The organism is Rhodanobacter hydrolyticus (assembly GCF_044904645.1).
The window spans coordinates 450,785-475,611 of record NZ_JADIKK010000007.1 but is presented as its reverse complement, the minus strand read 5'-3'; the positions used below and the strand labels follow the sequence as shown (position 1 = coordinate 475,611).

Genomic DNA, 24,827 nt, shown 5'->3' with positions numbered 1-24,827 from the left:
GGATGTCGGCACGCGTGGCGATTGGTTACGCGCATCGCCGCGGCATGCTGGATCGCCCGGGTCAGCGACGTTCCCACACCATCCCCACGCCGCGCGGCGGCGGCATCGGTATCGTCCTGGCCAACTTGGTCTGTCTTCCCGGCACCTTGCTTGGCACCTGGGCGCCATGGTCTTGGCCAGTGGTGGCTGCCTTGCTGGCGGCCCTGCTGCTGGTGGCGCTGGCAGGCTGGTGGGACGATCATCGCTCCCTGCCGATCCTGCCGCGTTTCGGCGCACAGTTGCTGGCCGTACTGCTGTTTGCTGTTGCGTTGGGCGCAAGCGGCATGTCCTGGTGGTGGTTGCTGCCACTGCTGCTGGCCGGTGTGTGGAGCATCAACCTGCACAACTTCATGGACGGCATCGATGGCCTGCTGGCCCAGCAGGCCATGTTCGTGGGAGCCGGGTTGGCGTGGCTGGCGTGGAATGCCGGGCAATGGCCGTTGGCGCTGGCTGCCAGCTGCCTTGCCACGGCCAGCCTGGGTTTCTGGTGCCTCAATCGTTCGCCGGCGCGTATTTTCATGGGAGATGTGGGCAGCGGCAGCGTAGGGCTGCTGATTTTCGCGTTCACAGCGATGCTGTGGCGGGTCGATGCGAGCCTGTTGTGGCCGGCATTGATCCTGTCCTCGGCCTTCGTCGCCGATGCCAGCCTGACCTTGCTGACGCGTTATTTCCGGGGGCGACGCTGGTACAGTGCGCACCGCGAACACCTGTACCAGTGGCTGGTCAGGCGCGGTTTGACGCATGCCTGGGGAGGGACGATCTATATGACATGGAATCTGTTGTTCGCTGCGCCGATGGCTTGGTTGGCTTGGAGTCATCCACGGCTGGCTTTGCCGATTAGCATCGTCGCCTACCTGGCTGCGGCGGCGCTCTGGTTGATGCTCAAGCGACGTTGCCTGCGGCGCCACCCGACCAAGGACCGCCATGTCGCTGCGTAGGCTTGTCGGCTTCATCCATCCTCGCGTGGCGGTCATGTTGCACGACTTGGCCATGGCCGCGATCGCCTGGTGGGTCGCCAAGTTGTTGCGTTACGCGGTGCGGCCGGAAGATGTCGTGCATTTTCGCTGGTTCGAGCTGCCGATCGTGCTGCTCGCGCAAGGCTTGGTCTTCCGCTTGACCGGCCTGTACAAGGGCGTATGGCGCTTCGCCAGCCTGCCCGATTTGTGGAACATCCTGCGCGCCGTGGCGCTGGGTTCGGCGGCAATCTGGCTGCTGATGTCGATGTTCAACCGCTTGCAGGGCGTGCCGCGCACGATGTTGCTGTTGTATCCGGTGGTGCTGGCGCTGGCGCTGGGGCTGCCTCGGCTTGCCTACCGCTATTGGAAGGACAGTCGCCGCGGAATATCCGGGTTGAACTCCACGCGCCGTGTGCTCATTCTGGGCGCAGACCACGCCGGCGAGGTGCTTTCGCGCGACTTGCTCCGCAGCGGCGGTTACGCGGTGGTCGGCTTTCTCGATGATCGTCCCGCATTGCGCGGCGCCAGCATCAACGGACATCCGGTGCTGGGCCAGTTCGAGCAATTGCCTGCCATCGCGCGCGAAGCGGCGGTCGAGATGATATTGATCGCCTTGCCCAGCGCCACGGTGGGCGAGATGCGCCGTGTGGTGAGTCTGTGCGATGCCACCGATCTACCGTACCGGACGGTTCCAAGGCTGGACGACGTGGTCGCAGGACGTGCGCAGCCTGGCGAGATCAAGGAAGTGGCGATCGAGGACCTGCTCGGGCGTGATGCCGTGGAGCTGGATTGGACGGCGATCCGCGAGACGATAGGCGGCCGCCGTGTGTTGGTCACCGGTGGCGGTGGCTCGATCGGCTCGGAACTGTGCCGTCAGGTGGCGCGCCTGGGAGCGCTGTCGCTGGTCGTCGTCGATCACAGCGAATACAACCTCTACCAGATCACGCGGGAGTTGCGCGCCAACTATCCGGAACTGCTGCTCGAGGGTGTACTCGCCAGTTGCGTGGACTGCGTGCAGATGCGCAGGGTACTGGCCGAGGCGCGGCCGCAGGTGGTGTTCCATGCCGCGGCCTACAAGCATGTGCCCATGCTGCAGCACCAGTTGCGCGCAGCCTTCCTCAATAACGTGCTGGGCACGCGTGCCATGGCCGATCTGTCGTGCGAGGCGGGCGTGGAATGCTTCGTGCTGATTTCCACGGACAAGGCGGTCAATCCCACCAGCGTGATGGGTGCATGCAAGCGCATTGCCGAAATCTGGTGCCAGAACCTCGACGCGCATGCCAGCACGCGTTTCATGACCGTGCGTTTTGGCAACGTGCTCGATTCGGCTGGTTCGGTCGTGCCGTTGTTCCGCAAACAGATCCGCGATGGCGGCCCGGTCACCGTGACCCATCCAGAAGTTTCGCGCTACTTCATGACCATCCCGGAGGCCTGCCAGTTGATCTTGCAGGCGGCCAGCCTCGGCAAGGGCGGCGAGATCTTCGCGCTCGATATGGGCGAGCCGATGAAGATCCGCGATCTTGCCGAGCAGATGATCCGGCTGGCCGGCAAGAAGCCGGGCAGCGAGGTGCCCATCGTTTTCACCGGCCTGCGGGCAGGCGAGAAGCTGTTCGAGGAACTGTTCCATCCGCTCGAGCAGTACAGCGCCACCACGCATGCCAAGATCTTCCTGGCCCAGCATCGCCAAGTACCGTGGGAGCTGTTGCAAGCCACGATGCACAAGGCGGCCGACATGGTCGCAACAGATAACGACGAAGAGTTGCGGCGATGCGTGTCCGGCCTGTTGCCGTCGTTCCGCTGGAGCGAAGCGCCGCAACCCGACAACGTGGTGTCGATCCGCCGCCACGAAACAGGAGAGAAGTGAGTGAGCAAGCCCTTGCGCAAAGTGGTCTTCCCCGTGGCCGGCCTGGGCACGCGCTTCCTGCCCGCCACCAAGGTGGTGGCCAAGGAAATGCTGCCGGTGCTGGACAAGCCATTGATCCAGTATGCGGTGGACGAAGCGGTCGATGCCGGTGCCGATACGCTGATCTTCGTCACCAACCGCTACAAGCACGCCATCGCCGACTACTTCGACAAAGCCTACGAACTGGAGGCCAAGTTGCAGGAGAAGGGCAAGGACGCGCTTCTGGCGCTGGTGCAGGGCACGCTTCCGAAGCACGTGCGCGCGATCTTCGTCACCCAGCCCGAGGCACTGGGCTTGGGGCATGCCGTGCTGTGCGCCAAGCCCGTGGTGGGCGACGAGCCGTTCGGCGTGGTGTTGCCCGACGACCTCATCTGGAACGGTGCCGGCAAGGGCGCGCTGCGCCAGATGGCAGAATTGGGCCAACGCGAAGGTGCCGGCGTGATCGCGGTGGAAGAGGTGCCGCAGAACGAAACCGACAAATACGGCATCGTGGACGCCACGCGAATCGACGAGCGCAGCGCGCAGATCCGCCACATGGTTGAAAAGCCCAAGCCGGCCGATGCGCCGTCGAACCTGGCCGTGGTGGGGCGTTACGTGCTGCCGGGTCGGATTTTCCAGTTGCTGGAGCAGACCACGCCGGGCGCGGGTGGCGAGATCCAGCTCACCGACGCGATCGATACCTTGCTGAAGGAACAGGGCAAGGTGCTGGCGTACCGCTTCGAGGGCACGCGTTTCGACTGCGGCAACAAGGCAGGGCTGGTACGCGCCACCATGCACATGGCGCTGCAGGATCCGAGCCTGGCGCCGGTGGTGCGCGAGATCGCCGCTACGCTCTGACCGCCGTCGCTGGTTGGCGCGGCATGGCCGTGCCAGAATCGCGGCTGCGTCCTGCCATATTCGTGGTGCAGGATGCGCATGGGGAAATCCATCCAATCAGGCCTCGCATGCTGTGCGGGGCCTGATCCTGTGGCAGGAGCCCCGACACCGGCCGCAAGGGCCGGCGTCATTCGACGGATGAATCGAGGGAAGCATCATGGATCTGCTGCGTTTCCTGCTCCTGTTGCCAGTGCGCCTGCTGCGCATGGCGGGGCATGTCCTTGGCTGGATCTTGCGGCCGCTGCTCGGCAACGTGCAATGGTCGGCACCCGGCTGGATGCATGTCGTACGCCGCAACCCGTTGCGTTCGGCCGGTACCTTGCTGGCGGCAGTCGTGTTGGCTGGCGGTGGCTGGTACGGCTGGCGCTGGTACCAGAGCCGACCGCGTCCGCCGCAGCCGCAGCAGATCACCTGGACGGTGCAGGCACCGGCGCTCACCGACTACGGCAAGCAACCGGTCGTGGTGCATCCGCTGGAGCTCGCGTTCTCGGGATCGGCGGCGCCGATCGAGCGCGTCGGCAAGCCGGTGACCGAGGGCATTGCCATGAGCCCGGACACCAAGGGCCAATGGACTTGGGTGGACGACCATACCTTGCGCTTTACGCCCGCGGCGGACTGGCCGGTCGGCCAGCACTACAAGGTGCGCTTCGACGTGCGCAAGACCTTCGCGCCGCAGGCCTTGATGGCGGATGACGGCTTCGAGTTCGACACTGCACCCTTCACCGCCACGCTGGGACGGGGCGAGTTCTACCAGGACCCGCAGGACGCCACCGCCAAGCAGGTGATCGTGCCGGTGGACTTCAGCTATCCCATCGATGCCGCGCAATTCGAACGGCGCATCGCGCTGGCTCTGGCCGACAAGGATGGCAAGCGCGGCGACACGCTGAAGTACACCGTGACCTACGACCAGACCCGCCTGCATGCATGGATCCACTCGCAGCCGTTGGCCTTGCCGCACGACGACGGCGCGGTGGCGGTCACGATCGACAGCGGCGTGCGCAGCACGCGTGGCGGCATGGGCACCAAGGATCCGCTCAAGGCCAGTGTGCGCATCCCCGGCCTCTACAGCCTCACGGTGGACGATATTTCACCCACGCTGGTGAACAACGACAAGTACGAACCCGAACAGGTGATGGTGGCCAACTTCAGCGGCGCGGTACGCAGCAGCGACGTGGCTGACGTGACCCAGGCCTGGGTGTTGCCGGCGAACAAGCCAGGTGAGCAGGCTTCCGACGATGGCAAGCCTTACGAGTGGGATGTATCCGAGGTCGGCGAGGACGTGCTGCGCAAGTCGCAGGTGCTCAAGCTCGACGTGGTGCCCACCGAGAACGACTATCAGGAATTGCAGAGCTTCAAATACCAGGCCACGCCGGGCCAGCGCATCTACGTTCGCATCGGCAAGGACGTGAAGTCCTTCGGCGGCTACGTGCTGGGCCGGCCGGTGGCGCGCGTGTTCACCGTGCCGGATTATCCCAAGCTGCTGCGCTTCATGGCGGACGGTTCGCTGCTGTCACTGGGTGGCAGCAAGCGCGTCTCGGTGGTCTCGCGCAACATGCCTGGCATGCGCGTGGAGATCGGCCGTGTGCTGCCCGACCAGTTGCAGCATCTGGTCAGCCTCAATTCGGGCGACTACAGCCATCCGCAGTTGCCTTATGACTTCGACGAGGGTCACATCGTCGAACGTTACGAGATCAAGCGTTCGTTTCCGCAAGGCGGCCCGAGCCAGGCGCATTACGAGGGTGTTGACCTCGGTCAATACCTCAAGCCGGGACGTCGCGGCGTGTTCTGGCTGCACCTTTCCAGTTACGACCCGGCCGCCGCTGCCAAGCGCGCGGCCGAGGCGGTGAAGGCACGCGCGCTCGCGCAGCAGGGCCTGGCGCCTGCACCCGGTCGATCCGCGGCGGCGCCGGCTGCTGCAACCACGGTAGCGGCAGCCGACGACGCTGCAGACAACGCAGGTGACAACAACGACGGCGACAACGGCGATGGCAACAATGATGCCTCGCCCAGCGACAACCGCCTCATCGTGGTCACCGACCTCGGCATGTTGGTGAAGCAGGCGCTGGACGGGAGCCAGGATGTGTTCGTGCAGTCCATCGGCAACGGCCAACCGGTGGCAGGCGCCAGCGTGTCGGTGCTTGCGGTAAACGGGCAGACGCTCTTCACGCAGACCACCGGCGCCGAAGGCGTGGTGCATTTCCCCAGCCTCAAGGGGTTGGACCGCGAGAAGAAGCCCGCGCTCTACGTGGTGAGCAAGGGCGAGGATCTTTCCTTCCTGCCGGTAGGCAGCTCCGACCGCCAGCTCGACTTCTCGCGCTTCGACATCGGTGGCGAGGCAAATGCAGCAAACGCCGGCCAGCTCAGCGGTTATCTGTTTTCCGACCGCGGCATCTATCGTCCCGGCGATACCTTTCACATCGGCCTGATCGTGCGCGCTGCGGAATGGGCGCGCAACGTGGCGGGTATTCCGCTGCAGGCCGAGATCGTCGACCCGCGCGGCGTCACGGTGAAGCAGCAGCCCTTGGCGATGGACTCCAGCGGCTTCGGCGAATTGAGCTACACGCCGGCGGAAACCGCGCCCACCGGCACGTGGGCGGTGAACCTCTACATCGTGCGCGGGGGTAAGGCCGATACGCAGATCGGCAGCACCACGGTGCAGGTGAAGGAATTCCTGCCCGACCGCATGAAGGTGAGCGCCAAGCTCTCTCAGCAGGTCGCCGAGGGTTGGGTGAAGCCTGATCAGCTCAAGGGCCTGGTCGATGCGCAGAACCTGTTCGGCACGCCCGCCGCGGATCGCCGCGTGGAAGCCTCGCTCACGCTGCGTCCGGCGTGGCCGGCGTTCCACAGCTGGACGGACTACCATTTCTACGACATCCGCCGTGCCAAGGAGGGTTATGAGGAGAACCTTGCCGACGGCAAGACCGACGACAAGGGCCATGCCGAATTCGACCTCGACCTCAAGAAATACGCCGACGCCACCTACCAGCTCTACTTCCTCGCCAAAGCGCACGAAGCGGACGGCGGCCGCAGCGTGGCCGCCGCCACGCAGACCCTGGTGTCCTCCAACGACTGGCTGGTGGGCTACAAGAGCGACGACGCGCTGGACTACGTGAGCCGCAATGCAGAGCGCAAGGTGCGACTGGTGGCGATCGGCCCCGATGCGAAATCCATCGCGCTGGACGGTCTCAAGGCGCAATTGGTCGAGCGACGCTACGTCTCGATACTCACCAAGCAGGACTCCGGCGTCTACAAGTACGAGTCCAAGCTCAAGGAAATCCCGGTGGACGAGAAGCCGCTGGCGATTCCCGCGGGCGGCATGGATTACGCGCTCGCCACGGACAAGCCCGGCGACTACGCGCTGCTGATCCTGCGTGGCAACGACCGCAAGGAGGTCAACCGCGTCAGCTATTCGGTGGCTGGCAATGCCAATTTGTCGCGTTCGTTGGATCGCAATGCCGAACTGCAACTAAGCCTGGACAAGCAGGACTACAAGCCTGGCGACACCATCCATATCGCCGTGCACGCGCCGTACGCGGGCAGTGGCCTGATCACCATCGAGCGCGACAAGGTCTACGCACACGCGTGGTTCCATGCCGACACCACCAGTTCGGTGCAGAGCATCACCTTGCCCAAGGACTTCGAAGGCAACGGCTACGTCAACGTGCAGTTCGTGCGCGACCCGTCCTCCGACGAGGTCTTCATGAGTCCGCTGTCCTACGGCGTGGAGCCGTTCTCGGTGAACCTCGACGCGCGGCGCGATGCACTGACGGTGGACACGCCCGCGCTGGTGAAACCGGGCGACACCGTGACCTTCAAGCTGCATGCGGCGCAACCGGCCAGGGTGGTGCTGTTCGCGGTGGACGAGGGCATCCTGCAGGTCGCACGTTACAAACTTGGCGATCCGCTGCAGTACTTTTTCCGAAAGAAGATGCTCGAGGTGAAGACCTCGCAGATCCTCGACCTGATCCTGCCCGAGTTCGAGAAGCTGATGGCGCTGTCCGCCGCTGCCGGTGGCGATGCCGACGCGGCGATCAGCCGCCAGCTCAACCCGTTCAAGCGCAAGCGCGACAAGCCGGTGGCCTACTGGTCGGGCATCGTCGACGTCGATGGCGAGAAGGACTTCAGCTACACGGTTCCCGACTATTTCAATGGCCGCGTGCGTGTGATGGCCGTGGCGGTGTCGCCTGACCGCATTGGTACGTGGGAGGGCGCCACCACGGTGCGCGGCGACTTTGTGCTTTCGCCCAACGTGCCGACCACGATGGCCCCAGGGGACGAGGCCGAGGTGAGCGTGGGCGTGGCCAACAACCTCACGGACATCGGTACGAAGGCGGTACCGGTGGCAGTAACGCTGCAGACCGGTCCACAGCTGCAGGTGCTGGGGCCGGCCACGCAGGACGTGAGCCTCGCCTCGATGCGCGAAGGCGTGCTGCGCTTCCGCGTCAGGGCAACCGACAAGTTGGGTTCCGGCCATCTGGGCTTCGCCGCCAGCTATGGAGGCAAGTCGGCACAGCAGGGCATTGACGTGTCGGTGCGGCCGGCATCGGCCTATCGCACCCAGGTCGACGTGGGCCGCGTGGAATCGGGCAGCCAGGCCGACCTGAAGCTGCTGCGTCCGCTGTACGACGCCTACGCCTCGCGTGATGCGGCGATCTCCTCCTTGCCAGTCGTGCTGGCGCAAGGCATCACCAGCTATCTGGTGAACTACCAGAACTACTGCAGCGAGCAGATCGTGAGTTCGGCGATGCCGCGGCTGGTGGTGTCGAAGTGGCCAGTGGTGCCAGTGTTCGCGCACGCGTTGCAGCCGGCCTTCGGCGACAAGACCATCAGCAACGACCAGGCACTGGCGAACTTCCTCGACGTGCTGCACTCGCGGCAGAACGGTGCTGGCGGTTTCGGCCTCTGGTCGGCCACGCCGGATGCCGAACCGTTCGTCTCCGATTACGCGATGAACTTCCTGATCGAGGCGCGCGAACGCGGCATGGCGGTGCCGCAGGATATGCTCGACGCCGGCAACCAGTACCTCAGGCAACTGGCCGCCAACGACAGCATGGACACGCTGGACCAGCTGCGCGAGCGTGCCTACGCCGTGTACCTGCTGACCCGCCAGGGCAACGTCACCACCAATGAGTTGGCCGCGGTGCAGAAGCGTCTGCAGGACCAGTATCCGAAGGATTGGACGAACGACCTGGCCGCCGCATGGCTGGCTGCTTCGTACAAGCTGCTCAAGCAGGATGCCGAGGCGAATCGCCTGATGGCAGGGCCGCTCAAGCTGCTCACCCGCGCCAAGGCCGCCGAGGACTTCGACTATGGCTACTACTACGACCCGCTGACCCGCGATGCCAGCGTGCTTTACCTGATCGCCAAACACTTCCCGCAGGAGGCGAAGTCGCTGCCCTCGCGCGTGTTCGAGAACGTCTCGTGGCCGCTCGCGCACAACGACTACAACACCTTGTCGTCCGCGATGACCGTACTGGCGCTGGACAGCTACGCGCACGACACCGCCGCCGGCCTGGACAAGCTGGGCATCGCCGAAGTGCTGGCCGACGGCAGCGCCAAGCCCATCGGCCAGGTGCAAGGCGGCATGTTGCTGGGCGGTAGTTGGGACGGTGTGGCGAAGGCGCTGCGCTTCACCAACCAGGGCAGCCTGCCGGCATGGCGCATCGCCACGCAGGGCGGCTATGACCGCAGCAGCTCGAAGGAGGCGATCAAGAACGGCATCGAGATCGTGCGCGAGTACACCGGCACCGACGGCAAGGCACTGGACAAGATCACGGTGGGCGAGGAAATCGACGTGCACATCAAGATCCGCGCCACCGGCGACGAGGGCGTGGGCAACGTGGCCATCGTCGATCTGCTGCCGGGCGGGTTCGATCCGGTGATCCAGCCGCCACCTGCGGTACAGGCGGACAGCAATACGGCCGGCGACAACGGCAGTGGCGACGACAACAGCAACAGCGATGGCAGCGACACGCCCAAGCCTGCCGCGTGGCGTTCGCCCATCGGTCTTGACTCATCGACCTGGCAGCCCGAGTACGCGGACATTCGCGAGGATCGCGTGGTGATCTACGGCACGGCCACGCCGGACGTACGTGAGTTCGTCTATCGCATCAAGGCCACCAACGCCGGCAAGTTCCAGGTCGCTCCGGCTTATGCCGAGCAGATGTACGACCGTGCCATCCAGGCACAGGCTCCCGGAGGCGCCGTGCTCGACGTGGTACAGCCGTGATTCACAACCGTGAACACCCCTTCCTTGCCGGGGCACGCGGAGAGCTGCCATGGATGGCCGCGGCACCGGGGAGCGAGGCGACGAGTGGGGCGAGGAGCGGGTGTTCGCCATACGCTTGCTAAAGCGCCTGCTCATCCGCTGGCAGAACGGGTTGGTCGGCTTTGCGCTGCTGGCGGCTGTGCTCGTGGCTTGCCGCCTATGGCCGCACCAGCCATTGCGCGAGCGCCTGCCCAGTTCCACTGCGTTCTACGATGACAGCGGCCACCTGCTGCGATTAACGCTTGCCAGCGACGAGCAATACCGCCAATGGGTGCCGTTGAAGCAGGTCTCGCCACAACTCGTAGAAGGTGTACTGCTGCACGAGGATCGCTGGTACTGGTGGCATCCGGGCTTCAACGCATGGGGCCTGCTGCGTGGCGGGTGGGTCACCTATGTGCGGCATCGCCATCCGCAAGGCGGCTCTACCATCACCATGCAGCTTGCGCGCCTGCTTTGGGGTCTGGATACGCGTACGCCGTCGGGAAAATTGCGCCAGATCGCGCATGCGTTGCAGCTCGAGTTGTTCCATTCCAAGCGCGAGATCCTCGAGGCTTATCTCAACGACGCGCCCTACGGCAGCAACGTGCAAGGCGTGGGCGCGGCCAGCCTCGTGTATTTCGGCAAGCCACCCAGCGACCTCACCCTGCCGGAAGCGCTGACGCTGGCGGTGATTCCGCAGGAGCCTTCGCGTCCGCTGCAGAAGGGCGGCGTGCTCATCAATCCCGCCTTGGCGCGGGCACGCAACGATCTCTATGCGCGTTGGCTGCAAGAGCATCCGCGCGATGCCTCGTTCAAGCCGCTGTTCGACCTGCCGCTCACACTGCACCCCCTGGCCAGGTTGCCATTCGAGGCGCCGCATGCCGTGGACCAGTTGATCGCCGCGCAACGCGTGAGCGGCGAGCGCCTGCCGCCGCGCGTAGTCACAACCATCGATCTCGATCTGCAGCACAGCCTAGAACAGCAACTGTCCAACTATGTGCAGCGCAATGCCCCGCGCGGCATCCGCAATGCGGCTGCGCTGCTGATCGATACCCGCGATATGGGCATCAAGGCGATGGTGGGCTCGGCCAATTATTTCGACGCCGGCATCGAAGGGCAGAACAACGGCACGAACGCGAAGCGCTCGCCAGGCTCCGCACTCAAGCCCTTCATCTACGCATTGGGTTTCGATCAGGGTGTGCTGCATCCACAGACGGTGCTGCGCGACGTACCCAGTTCGTTCGGTCCCTATACGCCGGAAAATTTCGACGGGCATTTCCTCGGACCGATCACCGCCACTCAGGCGTTGATCCGCAGCCGCAACATCCCCGCCGTGTGGGTGGCCTCGCAGCTGCACCAGCCAAGCCTCTACGATTTCCTGCGGGAAGCCGGCATCAGCCGCCTCGCCAGCGAACAGCACTACGGTCTTGCCCTTGTGCTGGGCGGCGGCGAGGTGACCATGCAGGAACTGGGCGACCTCTACGCGATGCTTGCCAACCGCGGCGTGCTGCAGCCGTTGCGCCTGCGCGAGAGCGACCCGCAGGTGGGCGGCACGCGCTTGCTGAGCGATGCATCCAGCCTCATGGTGATGGACATGCTGCGGCAGAACCCGCGTCCCGATGCGGCCTTCGGTGCAGAGAACACGCGCCTGCCGGTGTACTGGAAAACCGGTACCTCGTGGGCCTTCCACGATGCGTGGACGGCGGGCAGCTTCGGTCCCTACGTGCTGGTGGTGTGGGTGGGCAATTTCGATGGCTCGGCGAACCCCGCCTTCGTCGGCGTGGACGCCGCTGCGCCGCTGTTCTTCCAGGTGGTCGATGCGCTGCGGGCGGAACGCCCGCATATGCAGGAACCGTCGCGGCACATGCCGGCCAATCTCAAGCGCGTGGAAATCTGCCTCGCCAGCGGTGACCTGCCCAGCCAATGGTGTCCGCAGCGCGGCTGGACGTGGTTCATTCCCGGCAAGTCGCCGATCCGCGTGGACACCATCCACCGTCCGCTGGTGATCGACGATGCGACCGGCTTGCCCGCTTGCCCGCCGTACGCAGACAAGCACACCCACGTGGAAGTGTTCGAGTTCTGGCCGTCCGATCTTGCGCAGGTGTTCGCGCAGGCCGGCATCCCGCGGCGAAAGCCGCCGCAGAATCCGGCTTGCGTCGATGCAGGACGCCCGATCGGCTCGCCGCCGCAGATCACCTCGCCGCTGCGCGCCAGCACCTATGCGATGCGTCTCGGGCAGCGGGACAGGACGGCGATTGCGTTCACGGCTAACGCTGATGCCGACGTGCACGCACTGTACTGGTTCGTGGACGATGCCTACGTAGGGCAGGGCAGGCCCGGCAGCAGCCTGTTCTGGCAAGCGCACAACGCAGGCGATTACCGCGTGCGCGTGGTGGACGACCACGGGCGCAGCGATGAACGGCCGCTGCAGGTGAGCCTGGTTCAATGAGGCTGGCGCAATGAATAGGCTATGCTCGCTCGCCTTGCCGTCGCACAGGGGCGCTCGCGCATGAAGCAACCATCGGTTTCGTCGTACTACGCAGCCACGGCATCGCCATACGAAGCGTATGCGCCGCTGCAAGGGCGACAGGAAGCACGTGTCGCCGTTGTCGGCGGCGGCTACGCCGGACTCAACACCGCGCTGGGCCTGGCCGAACGCGGCGTGCGCGACGTGGTGTTGCTGGAGCGCGAACGCGTCGGCTTCGGAGCATCGGGACGCAACGGCGGCTTCGTGTTCGCCGGGTATTCGCTGGGCGAACAGGCGTTGCTTGATCAGCTTGGCGAAACGCGTGCACGTGCGCTGTTCGGCCTCACGACGGCGGCCGTCGAACGGATTCGCGCACGCATTGCGCGGTACGCCATTGCCTGCGATGCGGTCGACGAAGGCGTGATCTGGGCCAACTGGTTCCGCGATCCCGAGGTGCTGCGCCGTCGGCAACAGTTGCTGTCCGAGCACTATGGCGTAGGTTGGGACTGGCTGCCGCAGGAGCAACTGCGCGAACGCGTCCGCAGTCCCCGCTACAGCGACGGCCTGTACGAGCACAATGCATTGCACCTGCACCCGCTCAACTACGCCATCGGTCTTGCCGCGGCCGCTGCTGGGCAGGGTGTGCGCGTGCACGAGCAGAGCGAAGTGCGGCGACTCAAGCGCGAAGGTTCGCGTTGGCTGCTTGGCACGGCGCAGGGCGAGCTGCTTGCCGAGCAGGTGGTGCTCGCCTGCGGCGGCTACCTCGCCGACTTGTACAAGCCCATCGACCGCGCCGTGCTGCCCATCGCCACTTATGTGATGGCTACCGAGCCGCTGGGTGAACGGCTCGACGAATGCCTCGCCACGCGCGCGGCGGTGTACGACAGCCGTTTTGCCTTCGACTACTACCGGCCGCTGCCCGACAAGCGCTTGCTGTGGGGCGGCCGCATCTCCATCCGCAACCGGTCGCCGCAAGCGGTGCAGCGCCTTCTCCGGCACGACCTGGCGCAGGTGTTCCCGCAACTCAAAGGCGCGAAGATCGAATACGCGTGGTCGGGTCTGATGAGCTATGCGCGCCACCAGATGCCGCAACTCGGCCGTGGCGAAGGCGACGATGCGGGGTTATGGTGGGCGCAAGCTTTCGGCGGCCACGGCCTGGCGCCCACTTGCGCGCTCGGTGAATTGCTGGCCGCCGCCATCGCCGAGGGCGACGATGGCTGGCGTCAGTTTGCCGACTACGGTTTGGCCAGTACCCACAAGCCCTTCGGCTTGCTTGCTGCACAACTCAACTATTGGTGGCAGCAGGCACGCGACGGATTAAAGACGAGATTGGAAGGATGAGCGAGACCACGGAAATAACCTGGGCGGATTTCGAGAAAGTGCTGATCGTGGCGGGCACGGTCACTAAGGTCGAGGTGTTCCCGGAGGCACGCAAACCCGCATGGAAAGTGTGGGCCGATTTCGGGCCCTACGGCGAAAGGAAGACCAGTGCGCAGATCGTGGCGTTGTACAAGTCCGAGGACCTGATCGGTCGGCAGATCGTTGGCATCATCAACTTCCCTGAGAAACAGATCGGCCCGTTCCGTTCGCAGTTCCTGCTGACCGGATTCCCAACCTCGGATGGCGTGGTGCTCACCGCCATCGAACGCCCGGTACCGAACGGCACGCGGCTGGCCTGAGATGGCCGCGCTGCGCACCGCGCGCGTCGATGACGCTATGGAAATCGCGCGGTTGGCCGGCGAATTGGGTTATCCGCTGGGCGTGGCCGCTATGGAAGATCGATTGCGCGCGATCCTGCCGTTGCCGCAACACCACGTGACCGTGGCGCAAGACGGGAATGGTGGGCTGCTCGGCTGGATCGCGATCGAGCGCCGTCTCACGCTGGAATCGGGCGAACGTATCGAGATCGTCGGGTTGGTGGTGGATGCGGCGGCGCGCGGCACGGGCATCGGGCGCGCACTGGTTGCCGATGGCGAGCATGGGCACACGCGCAGGGCTTCGAGTCGATCGGCGTGCGTTCCAACGTGGCGCGCGAGCGTTCGCACCCGTTTTACGAAAATCTCGGGTATGCGCGGGTCAAGACGCAGCACGTATATCGCAAGGTACTGAAGTAAGGCTCGCGGCTTTCAGGCGTGGTGTGTCGTCAAGCGCGATCCAGCCAAACTTCCAGACCCTGCGCGTTCAATTCGATATCCATGGCCAGCAATGAAGCGAGCGCATCGCGCCCTTCGGTCCAGCCATGCGCGATGGCGCGCGCCGCATACAGTGCAGTGAGCGCCTCGACCAAACTCGCGTGCCGGTTTGGTTTGCCATGTGCGGCACGCGCAATTGCCACCATGGCATCGATCTGTGCATGCAGGTCGCCGGCCAGACGGCCAACTTCTTCGACGCGGCCGTAATGGGTGAGGTATACCGCCGATGGGTTCAAAGCAACCAGGCGGCGCAAGGAAGCGTGCAGTGCTTCGGGATCGAATTGCACCGGCGAGGTGGTGGGAAGCACGAAGGGACCGTTCGCCGTGTCGAACTCACGGTAGGAAAGGCCGAACACGTCGCCGGTAAAGCAGGCGTTGGTGCGTGCGTCATGCACTGCAAGGTGGTGCTTGGCGTGGCCTGGTGTGTCGAGGCAGTGCAGGCTCCGGCCGGCGAGATCGACGCTGTGACCGTCCGGTGCTTCGACCACCCGTTCGACGGGCACGGGGCGCAGCCGGCCGTAGGTCGATTCCATCACCTGTTCGCCGTATACCGCACTGGCTCCGGCCCATAGTTGGGATGGATCGACCATGTGCCGCGCACCGCGCGGATGCACCACCAGTTTTGCGTTCGGCAGGCATGCCATCAGTTCGCCAGCGCCGCCCGCATGATCCAGATGTACGTGGGTAAGGATCAGCCAGTCCACATCCTCTGGTCGGAGACCGGCGTCCTCCAGAGCAGCCAGCATGCGCGGCACTGCATGATTGGTGCCGCAATCGACGAATGCGCCACGCCCGTTTTCCACGATGAGATAAGCCGCGTCGAAGCGCGGTCGCACAAAGCCGGTATCGATGGTGTGGATGCCTTGCGTCATGGCAGGCTCCGTCGCTGTGAAGGCTGCAGCCTAGCAAACACGCGGATCGAGCCCCTCGGCACTTTGCCAGGAGCATTACCTGTTGCGTTTTGTAAAGTGACATGACGCATTCAACCGCGTACGATCTTGCTCGTTGGCGTACAGTCAGGTTTGTGTACGGCCGTTAAAAGAGGTATGCATCACCATGCAGCGCATTTTCATCGTCGGCTGCCCTCGCTCCGGCACTACACTCGTGCAGGCGATGTTGGCGCGGCATCCGACGATTCTGACCATGCCGGAAACAGCGTTTTTCGAGCACCTGTATGGTGATCTGGCGTGGCGTTGGGGCGATCTTGATGCCAAGCCGCAGCGACGCCGCCTGCGACAGCACCTCGGCTTCGCACGCAAGCAGGCGCGCGGGGCGTTGCAACCCTTGCGCGACATCGATCCAGACATGTTCGCTCTCCCGGAGTGGCCGTTGCGCACCGGCAGTTGCGTGCGCGGTTTTATAAGATCGCTCGATGCACGGGCGCAGGCCGAGGGACGTACGGCCTGGGTTGAAAAAACGCCGAGCCACTTGCTTTACATTCCGGAGATCGAGCGACACGTGCCGGACGCGCGTTTCGTGCACGTGATCCGCCCTGGCGAGGACGTACTGGCTTCGATTACGGATGCGAGCCTGCGTTACGCAGGTTTCAACACCATGGGCATTGGCCTCGTGCCCTGGTCGCGTCGCTGGAACCGTGCCGCGCAGATCCATGCCAGGCACGCGCAGCAGCCGCACCACCATTTCGTTTTCCTGGACGACCTTACCCGCGACATGCACCACGAGTGGCGGCGCCTGTGCGCCTTCCTGCACATCGACGCCAGAGCCAAGCTTGGCGCCAGCTGCAACCAGCCCATTGCCGACCTGCGCAACGAACCGTGGAAGCACGACGCGGTGAGTGGCCTGCCTGGCAAGGCCAAGCGCAAGGCCGAGGGCCTGTTCGGGCCGCAGATGCGCGAATGGCTGCAACAGCAATTGGTACCCTACGAGGAGCTCCGGCACAGCTGTGCCGGAAGCGAGCAGCAAGCGGAGTGCGGCGTCAGCTATCTGTTCAGTTGACGTAATCACGCGGTTCGCGGCTATTCCGCAAGTTCCAGCGTGAGTGATTCACACGACAAAGAGGCGAGCGGGTGCATCATCCGTCGTTTGGCGGCGACCCCGAAACGGCTGGAAATCCGAGCGCGGCACCCGCATATCGTGTAATCAGCCATAACTCGCGGAGGTTCCCATGGCGACCGGATGGGCCGGCGATGGCGCCGTACAGGATCAGATCGACGCCACAGTCGCCGATGCGGTGCAGCGTGCCCGCAATCAATTGAAGCGCGGTCCCAGTCTCAGCCATTGCGAGGAATGCGGCGCGTCGATTCCAGCGGCACGACGTACTGCAATAGCCGGCGTGCGCTTGTGTGTGAGCTGCCAGCAGGCCCACGACGCAGAGCATGCTGCCAATCTCTACAACCGCCGCGGCAGCAAGGACAGTCAGTTGCGCTGAACACCTGCGTGGTCTGCATTCATGCAAGGCCAAGCGCGATTGGGCGACACTTCGCCTCTTTGTTCCAGACGAGGCGAGCCACTTGCCCGATTCCATTGCTAAACATGGCACGAGATTTCTGTTGATCGCGGCCGGAAGCCTGTTGATGCTTCCGCTTTTCGCGAAATCTCCGCCGACGGCGGCAGGTCCGCTCAACGTACATGTGCGCAACGACAGCATGACGCTGCGCGTGGCCAAGGCGCCGCAAGCCTATCTCGCCGGTACCATCAACGACGCGGCCGTGGCGCAGGTGCGGCAACTGCTGGACGCGGGGAAGCTGATGCCTGGCTCGGACGTGTATCTGGATTCGTCTGCAGGCGACATCGCGGCTGGCATGGAGCTAGGCAAGCTGTTCCGCACTTCGCGCTTCAACACGCATTTGGGAACCTGGCATACCGGCAATTCGCCAGCGCTTCCGGCAACCTGTCTTGACGCCTGCGCCTATGCCTACCTGGGCGGCGTGTACCGTTGGTCGCCCAGTGGCTCCGACCGCATTGGTCTGCACGACAACCTGCAGGCGAACCGCGCCACCGATCCTTCTTCGCAAGCGGCGGACACGGACAGCTATGTAGAGTCGATGGGCGTGCGTCCGGCCGATTTCGCACAGGTGGCCGGTCTGGTGGTGAATGGCGTTGCATGGTGGAACACGGAAAAGCTGGTTGCCACACAGGTGGCCAACAACGGTCGCTTGCCGTTGGAGGCGTCCTATCAAAATGCACCGGGCGCGCCGCCCTCGTTGCTGCTGTCACAGATGGTGCACGGCAGGCAGAATCAGGTGACGCTGCAATGCTCGCCCGGGCAGGTCACGCTGACTGCCCGCTACGTCGTGGGTTCCGAGCGCACGGAGCTGCTGGCTGCGCGCGCCATGTATGCCTACTTCCAGGTGGGCGACCAGGCGTGGCAACAGCATCAGGGTGACCGCCCCCATGCGGATGGCGACGCATTGGTGTTCTCGCGCCAGATGCCGTTCACCCAGCTCACGCCGGTGTTACAGGCGATGTCACTGGGCATATGGTTCGAGATCACCGGTAGTCCGATTCGCGTGGGTTTCTGGGTTGCCCCGGCACAAGTCCAAAAACTCACACAACCCTTCTTGTCGGATTGCCAGGCCATGCAGCCTGGATATATACCCCCGAAGCCCTCCGATAGTCAGTCGCTGCAGACCAAACCTTCGTTCTGGAAACGGATGGTGGATAAGCTGCGGAACTGATCTTCCCGACACGAAAACGGCGCCCGATGATGGGCGCCGTTTTCGCTTTCGAAGAGTGCAGCCAAGCGTGGCCTTCTTTGACTTTTGCAGCCTGACGAAGATCGCCAAGCTCAATGGCACCCGTCAAACCGCTTCGAAGATGCCTGCCGCGCCCATGCCGGTGCCGATGCACATGGTCACCATGCCGTACTTCTGCTTGCGGCGGCGCAGGCCGTGCAGAAGGGTGGCGATGCGTACCGCGCCGGTGGCGCCGAGCGGGTGGCCCAGAGCGATGGCGCCGCCCAGCGGATTGACCTTGGCGGGGTCGAGCTTGAGGTCGCCCATCACGGCCAGGGCCTGCGCGGCGAAGGCTTCGTTGAGTTCGATCCAGTCGAGCTGGTCCTGCGTGATGCCGGTCTGCTTGAGCGCCTTCGGGATCGCTTCCTTGGGGCCGATGCCCATGATCTCGGGCTTGACGCCGGCCACGGAGAAGCCCACGAAGCGGGCCAGCGGCTGCAGGTTGTATTCCTTGATCGCCCTCTCACTGGCCAGCAGCACGGCGCCGGCGCCATCGGACATCTGCGAGGAATTGCCCGCGGTGACGGTGCCTCCGAACTGGCCGTTGCGGAACACGGTCTTGAGCTTGCCCAGCACCTCGGCCGTGGTCCCGGCACGCGGGCCTTCGTCGGCGGCGATGGTACGGCTGTCGGTGGCGATGCCGCGGGTGGCGAGGTCGGGGTAGCGGTCGTCGAGTTGGAAGGGACTGATCTCGTCGTTGAACTCGCCGGCTGCCTGCGCGGCCAGCGCGCGGCGGTGGCTTTCCACGGCGAAGGCGTCCTGCGCCTCGCGACTGACCTTCCACTGCTTGGCCACGTTCTCGGCGGTGATGCCCATGCCGTAGGCGATGCCGATGTGCTCGTTGCTGAAGATCGCGGGGTTCATCGCGATCTTGTGGCCCATCATCGGCACCATGCTCATGCTCTCGGTGCCGCCGGCGAGCATCAGGTCGTCTTCGCCGAGGCGGATGCGGTCGGCGGCCATCGCCACGGCCTGCAGGCCTGATGAGCAGAAGCGGTTGATGGTGACGCCGGGCACGGTGTCGGGCAGGCCGGCCAGCAGCACGCCGATGCGTGCCACGTTCATGCCTTGCTCGGCTTCCGGCATGGCGCAGCCGATGATGGCGTCGCCGATGCGGTGTGGATCGATGCCTGGCGCCTGTGCCATCACAGCCTTGATGACGTGGGCCAGCATGTCGTCGGGGCGGGTATTGCGGAATACGCCGCGCGGCGCCTTGCCGACCGGGGTACGGGTAGCGGCGACGATGTAGGCGTCTTGCACTTGCTTGCTCATGGTTCTTGCTCCGTGGCGTCGCGCAGAGGTGCGGCGACGCGCCTTGGTTTGTTTTGTTCGTCATTCCGGCGTAGGCCGGAATCCAGTTTCGACAGCGATCGGTTTCCGCCACTGGATCCCGGCCTGCGCCGGGATGACGTGCTTGTGAAGTCCGGTCAGTTCCTGAGCGGCTTGCCGGTGGTCATGGTGTGCGCGATGCGGGCCTGGGTCTTCTCGGTCTTGGCCAACTCCACGAAGTGCTTGCGCTCCAGTTCCAGCAGCCACTCCTCGTCCACCAGCGAACCGCGCTCCACGTTGCCGCCGCACAGGCAGTCGGCGATGCGGGTAGCGATGGCGATGTCGTGCTCGGAGGCGAAGTAGCCGGCCTGCAGGTTGGCCAGCGAGGCCTTGAAGGTGGCGGTGCCCACGTCGCCGGCGACCGGTACGGAACGCTGATACAGCGGCGGTCGGTAACCGGATTCGGCCAGGGACAGTGCGATCCTCTTCGCCACGTAGAGCAGTTCGTAGGCGTTGAACACGATGACGTCGCTGTCGCGCAGCAGGCCCATGTTCTTCGCCTCGATGGCACTGGGCGAGACCTTGGCCATCGCCACGGTTTCGAACACCTTCTTCAGCGACTCGAACGGATCGGCCGGATTGGCCTTGGCCGCGCGTACGGCCAGCTCATGCAGGCCGCCGCCGGCAGGCAGCAGGCCCACGCCGGCCTCGACCAGGCCGATGTAGCTTTCCAGCGCGGCCACAGTGCGCGCGGAGTGCATCTGGAACTCGCAGCCGCCGCCCAGTGCGAGCCCGCGCACGGCGGAGACCACCGGCACCAGCGCATGCTTGATGCGCATGCTGGTGCGCTGAAAGTTGGCGACCATCTGCTCGAAGTCGTCGAACTTGCCCGCCTGCAGCAGGCACAGTGCACCCTTCAGGTCCGCGCCGGCGGAGAACGGCTCGCCGTTCTGCCAGATCACCACGGCCCTGAGCTTTTCCTCGGCGACGCCGATGGCGTGCTGGATGCCGTCGAGCACCTGGTCGTTGACCGTGTGCATCTTGGTCTTGAACGAGATGATGCCGACGCCGTCGTCGCCCAGCGTCCACAGGCGCACGCCGTCGTTCTCCCACACCGTGCTGCCCTGGTCGAGCTTCTCGCCGAGGATGGGATCGGGGAACAGCTGGCGCTGGTAGATCGGGTGCGCGGAACGCGGCTTGTACTTGCCGTTGGCAGCCGACCAGGAGCCGTCCTTGCCGTGCACGCCGTCGCGGCCGTCCAGCACCCATGCGGGCAGAGGCGCGCTGCTCATGGCCTTGCCGGCGGCAATGTCTTCCTGCACCCACTGCGCCACCTGCTGCCAGCCGGCGGCCTGCCAGGTCTCGAACGGGCCAAGCTTCCAGCCGTAGCCCCAGCGAATGGCGAAGTCCACGTCGCGCGCGGTGTCGGCAATGTTGGCGAGATGGTAGGCGGTGTAGTGGAACAGGTCGCGGAAGGTGGCCCACAGGAACTGCGCCTGCTTGTCCTGCGAGGCGCGCAGCTTGGCGAATTTCTCGGCGGGGTTCTTGATCGCCAGGATGGCGGTGACTTCGTCCGAAGCCTTCTGCTCGGAGGCGCGGTAATCCTGTTTGGCGACGTCGAGCACCACGATGTCCTTGCCGGCCTTGCGGTAGAAGCCGGCGCCGTTCTTCTGGCCCAGCGCACCCTTTTCGATCAGCGCGGAGAGCCATGCGGGCGCCTTGAAGTAGGCATGCCACGGGTCGTCGGGCAGGGTGTCGGCCATGGTCTTGATGACATGCGCCATGGTGTCCAGGCCCACCACGTCGGCGGTTCGGTAGGTGGCGCTCTTCGGGCGGCCCACGGCGGGGCCGGTGAGCGCGTCCACCACGTCGAAGCCCAGGCCGAACTGTTCGGTATGGTGCATGGTGGCCAGCATCGAGAACACGCCGATGCGGTTGCCGATGAAGTTGGGCGTGTCGCGGGCGATCACCACGCCCTTGCCCACGGTAGTGACCAGGAAGGCCTCGAGGCCTTCGACCACCTTCGGGTCGGTGAGGCGGGTCGGGATCACTTCGACCAGGTGCATGTAGCGCGGCGGGTTGAAGAAATGCACGCCGCAGAAACAGTGGCGTATCTCCTCCGGCAGTGCCTCGGCGAGACCGTTGATTGACAGGCCCGAGGTGTTTGACGCCAGCACCGCGGTGGGCGAGACGTGTGGGGCGATCTTTTTGTAGAGATCCAGCTTCCAGTCCATCCGCTCGGCGATGGCTTCCACGATCAGGTCGCAGCCTTCCAGGAGGGCGAGATGCTGGTCGTAGTTGGCAGGGATGATGGCGGTGGCGAGGTTGGCGTCGGCCAGTGGGGCGGGGGAGAGCTTCTTCAGGTGTTCGATGGCCTTCAGCGCGATGCCGCTCTTGGGGCCTTCCTTCGCGGCAAGGTCGAAAAGCACGGTTTCGACGCCAGCGTTGGTCAGATGCGCGGCGATCTGCGCACCCATGACGCCGGCGCCGAGCACGGCCGCCTTGCGGATGCGCAGCGTCGGGGTGGTGGTGGATGAAGCGGTCATGGAAGTCTCCGGATGAAGGACAGCATGCGAAACGAAGTTGATCGAAGCGGTGGCGCGGTCGTGGCGGCGCGATAAGTCAGGTGGCGTTGAGTCCGGCGGCAGCGAAGCGGATCAGGTGCTGCACGGTCTGCTCGCGATGGGCGCGTTCGCTGACGTCGCTCTTGCGCTGGATGATGCCGAAGCCGGACATGGCATGAGTCAACGCGCCGGTCGCCAGGTCGATGCGCCAGTACAGTTCCTCCTTGCTCAGTCGCGGCAGCAGGCGGGCGAACTCGGCGGTGAACTGGCGCATCACATGCCCATAGTTCTCGGACAGGAATTTGCGCAGGCCGTCGTCGTGCTCCGCGAAGGCTCGCGCCAGCACGCGCATGAACAGCGAGCCTTCGTCCTCGTGCGACAGCTCCAGGGCGGGGCGGATGAAGGCATCGAGCACATCTTCCAACCGTGTGTCGGGTTTGCCTGCGACCTTGGCCAGTGCGGCGAGGCGCTGGGCGTTCAGCGCGTCCAGCCGGCGCCGGAACACCTGCTCGACCAGTTTTTCCTTGGAGCCGAAGTGGTAGTTGACCGCCGCGAGGTTGACCCCGGCGGCACTGGTCAACTGGCGCAGCGAGGCCCCATCGAAGCCACGTTGAGCGAACAGGGTCTCGGCGGCGCCGAGTATGCGTTCCTTGGTGGAGCCGGTGCGGTTCACGGGTCGGGTCAATCCACGTGGCCAAGGGAAGGATTCAAACGATCGTTTGAGCATACGCGTGCGGATTGGTCGGCGTCAAACCATGAGGGGCGCCGGCCCTACTTCGGCTTGCGAATGGAATAGAATCTGTCAAACTTCGCGTTCTAAACCCGCATTCCAAGTCGGTTTTGGCCATTCCTGGCGCGATGCCGGCTTCACATTTCGATCCCCTTTACCGGAGCACACCCATGGCGCTGGAGCGCACCCTTTCCATCATCAAGCCTGACGCCGTCGCCAAGAACGTGATCGGCGAGATCTACGCCCGTTTCGAAAAGGCCGGTCTCAAGGTTGTCGCCGCCAAGCAGAAGCAGCTGTCGCGCGCCGAAGCCGAAGGTTTCTATGCCGTGCACAAGGAGCGTCCGTTCTTCAAGGCGCTGGTGGATTTCATGATCTCCGGCCCGGTGATGATCCAGGTGCTGCAGGGCGAGAACGCCGTCCTCAAGAACCGCGAGCTGATGGGCGCCACCAATCCGAAGGAAGCCGCGCCCGGCACGATCCGCGCCGACTTCGCCGACTCCATCGACGCGAACGCCGTGCACGGTTCCGACGCTGCCGAGACGGCTGCAGTCGAGATCGCCTACTTCTTCGCTTCTACCGAAGTGCACGCGAGGTAATGCGTTCACCTTTAGAACGCAAAGATCAAGAAGCGGCCGTCCACGGCCGCACGAGTTAAACCAAAGCGTTCATCCGTGAACGCGAAAATCAAAAAGCGGCCATCCATGGCCGCACTCTGAAACAAGGACATGAACCAGGTAGCCGCCATTCCATCCGATCAGCCCGGCGCCGCCGGCAAGGTCAACCTGCTCGACTTCGATCGTCAGGGTCTGCGCGATTTCTTCGCGCAGCTTGGCGAGAAGCCGTATCGCGCCGAGCAGGTGATGAAGTGGATCTACCACCACCTCGAGTCCGATTTCGGCAACATGACCGACGTGGGCAAGGCGCTGCGCGCCAAGCTCGAGGCGAGCTGCCACGTCGGCCCTCCGCAGACCCTGGTGGACAAGGCTGCTGCCGACGGCACGCACAAGTGGTTGCTGGGCATGGACGGCCGCAACGCGGTGGAGGCGGTGTACATCCCCGAACCCACCCGCGGCACGCTGTGCGTCTCCTCGCAGATCGGTTGCGCGCTGAACTGCCAGTTCTGCTCCACCGGCGCGCAGGGTTTCAACCGCAACCTCGCCACCGCCGAGATCATCGGCCAGATGTGGGTGGCGGCGAAGCAGCTGGGCAACGTCACCCACCAGAACCGTCGCATCACCAATGTGGTGATGATGGGCATGGGTGAGCCGCTGGCGAACTTCGACAACGTGGTGCGGGCGATGAGCCTGATGCGCGATGACCTGGGCTTCGGCCTTGCATCCAAGCGTGTCACGCTGTCCACCGCCGGCATGGTGCCGATGATCGACAAGCTGTCGGAAGTCATCGACGTGTCGCTGGCGGTGTCGCTGCACGCGGCCAATGACGAGCTGCGCACCGAGCTGGTGCCGCTCAACAAGCGCTATCCGCTGGCCGAGCTCACTGCGGCCTGCCAGCGCTGGATCGCGCGCAAGCCACGCACCTCGATCACCTTCGAATATACCTTGATGAAGGGCGTGAACGATCAGCCGGAGCATGCGAAGCAGCTGATCCGCTTCATGCGCAAGCTGCCGACCTGCAAGGTCAACCTGATCCCGTTCAATCCCTTCCCGGGCACGCGCTTCGAGCGCTCCGATGCCGAAACCATCCGAGCGTTCCAGACCCAGTTGCTCAATGCCGGCATTCTCACCATGCTGCGTCGCACCCGCGGCGACGACATCGACGCCGCCTGCGGCCAGCTGGCCGGGCAAGTGAACGATCGCACCCGCCGCAGTGCGGGGATTCGCCAACGCGTGGAACAAGGGGAGGCGCATGCGCTGTAAATCGCTGGTTGG

Annotated in this window: 17 protein-coding genes; 13 read left to right on the top strand and 4 right to left on the bottom strand. The window is 64.6% G+C overall.

The features are described from left to right. The first annotated feature begins 2 nt into the window (after positions 1–2). The 8 genes from ISP25_RS02165 (at position 3) to ISP25_RS02130 (ending at position 14,597) form a co-directional block, all read left to right on the top strand. The gene (locus tag ISP25_RS02165) at positions 3–977 is read left to right on the top strand and encodes an MraY family glycosyltransferase (RefSeq protein ID WP_404612086.1); all 975 of its coding nucleotides are present in this window, start codon (positions 3–5) and stop codon (positions 975–977) included. Next, a complete protein-coding gene (locus tag ISP25_RS02160) occupies positions 964–2,859 on the top strand; it encodes a polysaccharide biosynthesis protein (protein WP_192157233.1) in 1,896 nt (631 codons plus the stop codon). Before ISP25_RS02165 ends, ISP25_RS02160 begins: the two co-directional genes overlap by 14 nt. Continuing rightward, positions 2,860–3,735, top strand: a complete 876-nt coding sequence (gene galU / locus ISP25_RS02155; RefSeq protein WP_192157235.1) for a UTP--glucose-1-phosphate uridylyltransferase GalU — start codon at positions 2,860–2,862, stop codon at positions 3,733–3,735. Positions 3,736–3,931: 196 nt separating this feature from the next. Continuing rightward, complete coding sequence (locus tag ISP25_RS02150; RefSeq protein ID WP_404611990.1) at positions 3,932–10,003, top strand: alpha-2-macroglobulin; 6,072 nt, start codon at positions 3,932–3,934, stop codon at positions 10,001–10,003. Positions 10,004–10,052: 49 nt separating this feature from the next. Then, positions 10,053–12,470, top strand: coding sequence for a penicillin-binding protein 1C (gene pbpC, locus ISP25_RS02145; RefSeq protein ID WP_404611988.1), 2,418 nt, complete (start codon positions 10,053–10,055; stop codon positions 12,468–12,470). 60 nt (positions 12,471–12,530) lie between these two features. Further along, positions 12,531–13,829 (top strand): NAD(P)/FAD-dependent oxidoreductase, encoded by a 1,299-nt coding sequence (locus ISP25_RS02140; RefSeq protein ID WP_404611986.1) that lies wholly within the window; start codon positions 12,531–12,533, stop codon positions 13,827–13,829. Next, positions 13,826–14,167, top strand: a complete 342-nt coding sequence (locus ISP25_RS02135) for a tRNA-binding protein (protein ID WP_404611984.1) — start codon at positions 13,826–13,828, stop codon at positions 14,165–14,167. Before ISP25_RS02140 ends, ISP25_RS02135 begins: the two co-directional genes overlap by 4 nt. Position 14,168: 1 nt before the next feature. Further along, complete coding sequence (locus ISP25_RS02130; protein WP_404611982.1) at positions 14,169–14,597, top strand: GNAT family N-acetyltransferase; 429 nt, start codon at positions 14,169–14,171, stop codon at positions 14,595–14,597. A 34-nt stretch (positions 14,598–14,631) separates the two neighbouring features. Here the strand turns inward: ISP25_RS02130 and ISP25_RS02125 are convergent, their stop codons facing one another. After that, entirely contained in the window at positions 14,632–15,552 is a 921-nt protein-coding gene (locus ISP25_RS02125; RefSeq protein WP_192157247.1) for an MBL fold metallo-hydrolase, read from the bottom strand. A gap of 184 nt (positions 15,553–15,736) precedes the next feature. On the opposite strand from ISP25_RS02125, the gene ISP25_RS02120 reads away from it, so the two are divergent. The 3 genes from ISP25_RS02120 (at position 15,737) to ISP25_RS02110 (ending at position 18,318) form a co-directional block, all read left to right on the top strand. Next, positions 15,737–16,636, top strand: coding sequence for a sulfotransferase family protein (locus tag ISP25_RS02120; RefSeq protein WP_404611980.1), 900 nt, complete (start codon positions 15,737–15,739; stop codon positions 16,634–16,636). A gap of 169 nt (positions 16,637–16,805) precedes the next feature. After that, the gene (locus tag ISP25_RS02115; protein ID WP_404611978.1) at positions 16,806–17,069 is read left to right on the top strand and encodes a DksA/TraR family C4-type zinc finger protein; all 264 of its coding nucleotides are present in this window, start codon (positions 16,806–16,808) and stop codon (positions 17,067–17,069) included. 145 nt (positions 17,070–17,214) lie between these two features. Further along, complete coding sequence (locus ISP25_RS02110; protein ID WP_404611976.1) at positions 17,215–18,318, top strand: hypothetical protein; 1,104 nt, start codon at positions 17,215–17,217, stop codon at positions 18,316–18,318. 123 nt (positions 18,319–18,441) lie between these two features. Here the strand turns inward: ISP25_RS02110 and ISP25_RS02105 are convergent, their stop codons facing one another. The 3 genes from ISP25_RS02105 to ISP25_RS02095 form a co-directional block, all read right to left on the bottom strand. Further along, positions 18,442–19,647, bottom strand: coding sequence for an acetyl-CoA C-acyltransferase (locus ISP25_RS02105; protein WP_404611974.1), 1,206 nt, complete (start codon positions 19,645–19,647; stop codon positions 18,442–18,444). A 155-nt stretch (positions 19,648–19,802) separates the two neighbouring features. After that, on the bottom strand, positions 19,803–22,190 hold the full coding sequence (locus tag ISP25_RS02100; protein WP_404611972.1) for a 3-hydroxyacyl-CoA dehydrogenase/enoyl-CoA hydratase family protein: 2,388 nt from the start codon (positions 22,188–22,190) through the stop codon (positions 19,803–19,805). A gap of 76 nt (positions 22,191–22,266) precedes the next feature. Then, positions 22,267–22,935 carry a TetR/AcrR family transcriptional regulator gene (locus ISP25_RS02095; protein ID WP_192157259.1) on the bottom strand — a complete coding sequence of 223 codons (669 nt, stop codon included), beginning with the start codon at positions 22,933–22,935 and terminating at the stop codon, positions 22,267–22,269. 173 nt (positions 22,936–23,108) lie between these two features. Here ISP25_RS02095 and ndk point away from each other — a divergent pair, with 173 nt between their 5' ends. Both ndk and rlmN read left to right on the top strand, forming a co-directional pair. Continuing rightward, complete coding sequence (ndk, locus tag ISP25_RS02090; protein ID WP_192157261.1) at positions 23,109–23,534, top strand: nucleoside-diphosphate kinase; 426 nt, start codon at positions 23,109–23,111, stop codon at positions 23,532–23,534. 129 nt (positions 23,535–23,663) lie between these two features. After that, positions 23,664–24,815, top strand: coding sequence for a 23S rRNA (adenine(2503)-C(2))-methyltransferase RlmN (gene rlmN, locus ISP25_RS02085; protein ID WP_192157263.1), 1,152 nt, complete (start codon positions 23,664–23,666; stop codon positions 24,813–24,815). The last annotated feature ends 12 nt before the right edge of the window (positions 24,816–24,827 follow it).

Bases quoted from the DNA above. Each gene is read 5' to 3' on its own strand.
- ISP25_RS02165 (WP_404612086.1), top strand. From the start codon at position 3: ATGTCGGCACGCGTGGCGATTGGTTACGCGCATCGCCGCGGCATGCTG.
- ISP25_RS02160 (WP_192157233.1), top strand. From the start codon at position 964: ATGTCGCTGCGTAGGCTTGTCGGCTTCATCCATCCTCGCGTGGCGGTC.
- ISP25_RS02150 (WP_404611990.1), top strand. From the start codon at position 3,932: ATGGATCTGCTGCGTTTCCTGCTCCTGTTGCCAGTGCGCCTGCTGCGC.
- pbpC (WP_404611988.1), top strand. From the start codon at position 10,053: ATGGATGGCCGCGGCACCGGGGAGCGAGGCGACGAGTGGGGCGAGGAG.
- ISP25_RS02140 (WP_404611986.1), top strand. From the start codon at position 12,531: ATGAAGCAACCATCGGTTTCGTCGTACTACGCAGCCACGGCATCGCCA.
- ISP25_RS02135 (WP_404611984.1), top strand. From the start codon at position 13,826: ATGAGCGAGACCACGGAAATAACCTGGGCGGATTTCGAGAAAGTGCTG.
- ISP25_RS02130 (WP_404611982.1), top strand. From the start codon at position 14,169: ATGGCCGCGCTGCGCACCGCGCGCGTCGATGACGCTATGGAAATCGCG.
- ISP25_RS02125 (WP_192157247.1), bottom strand. From the start codon at position 15,552: ATGACGCAAGGCATCCACACCATCGATACCGGCTTTGTGCGACCGCGC.
- ISP25_RS02120 (WP_404611980.1), top strand. From the start codon at position 15,737: ATGCAGCGCATTTTCATCGTCGGCTGCCCTCGCTCCGGCACTACACTC.
- ISP25_RS02115 (WP_404611978.1), top strand. From the start codon at position 16,806: ATGGCGACCGGATGGGCCGGCGATGGCGCCGTACAGGATCAGATCGAC.
- ISP25_RS02110 (WP_404611976.1), top strand. From the start codon at position 17,215: ATGCTTCCGCTTTTCGCGAAATCTCCGCCGACGGCGGCAGGTCCGCTC.
- ISP25_RS02105 (WP_404611974.1), bottom strand. From the start codon at position 19,647: ATGAGCAAGCAAGTGCAAGACGCCTACATCGTCGCCGCTACCCGTACC.
- ISP25_RS02100 (WP_404611972.1), bottom strand. From the start codon at position 22,190: ATGACCGCTTCATCCACCACCACCCCGACGCTGCGCATCCGCAAGGCG.
- ISP25_RS02095 (WP_192157259.1), bottom strand. From the start codon at position 22,935: ATGCTCAAACGATCGTTTGAATCCTTCCCTTGGCCACGTGGATTGACC.
- ndk (WP_192157261.1), top strand. From the start codon at position 23,109: ATGGCGCTGGAGCGCACCCTTTCCATCATCAAGCCTGACGCCGTCGCC.
- rlmN (WP_192157263.1), top strand. From the start codon at position 23,664: ATGAACCAGGTAGCCGCCATTCCATCCGATCAGCCCGGCGCCGCCGGC.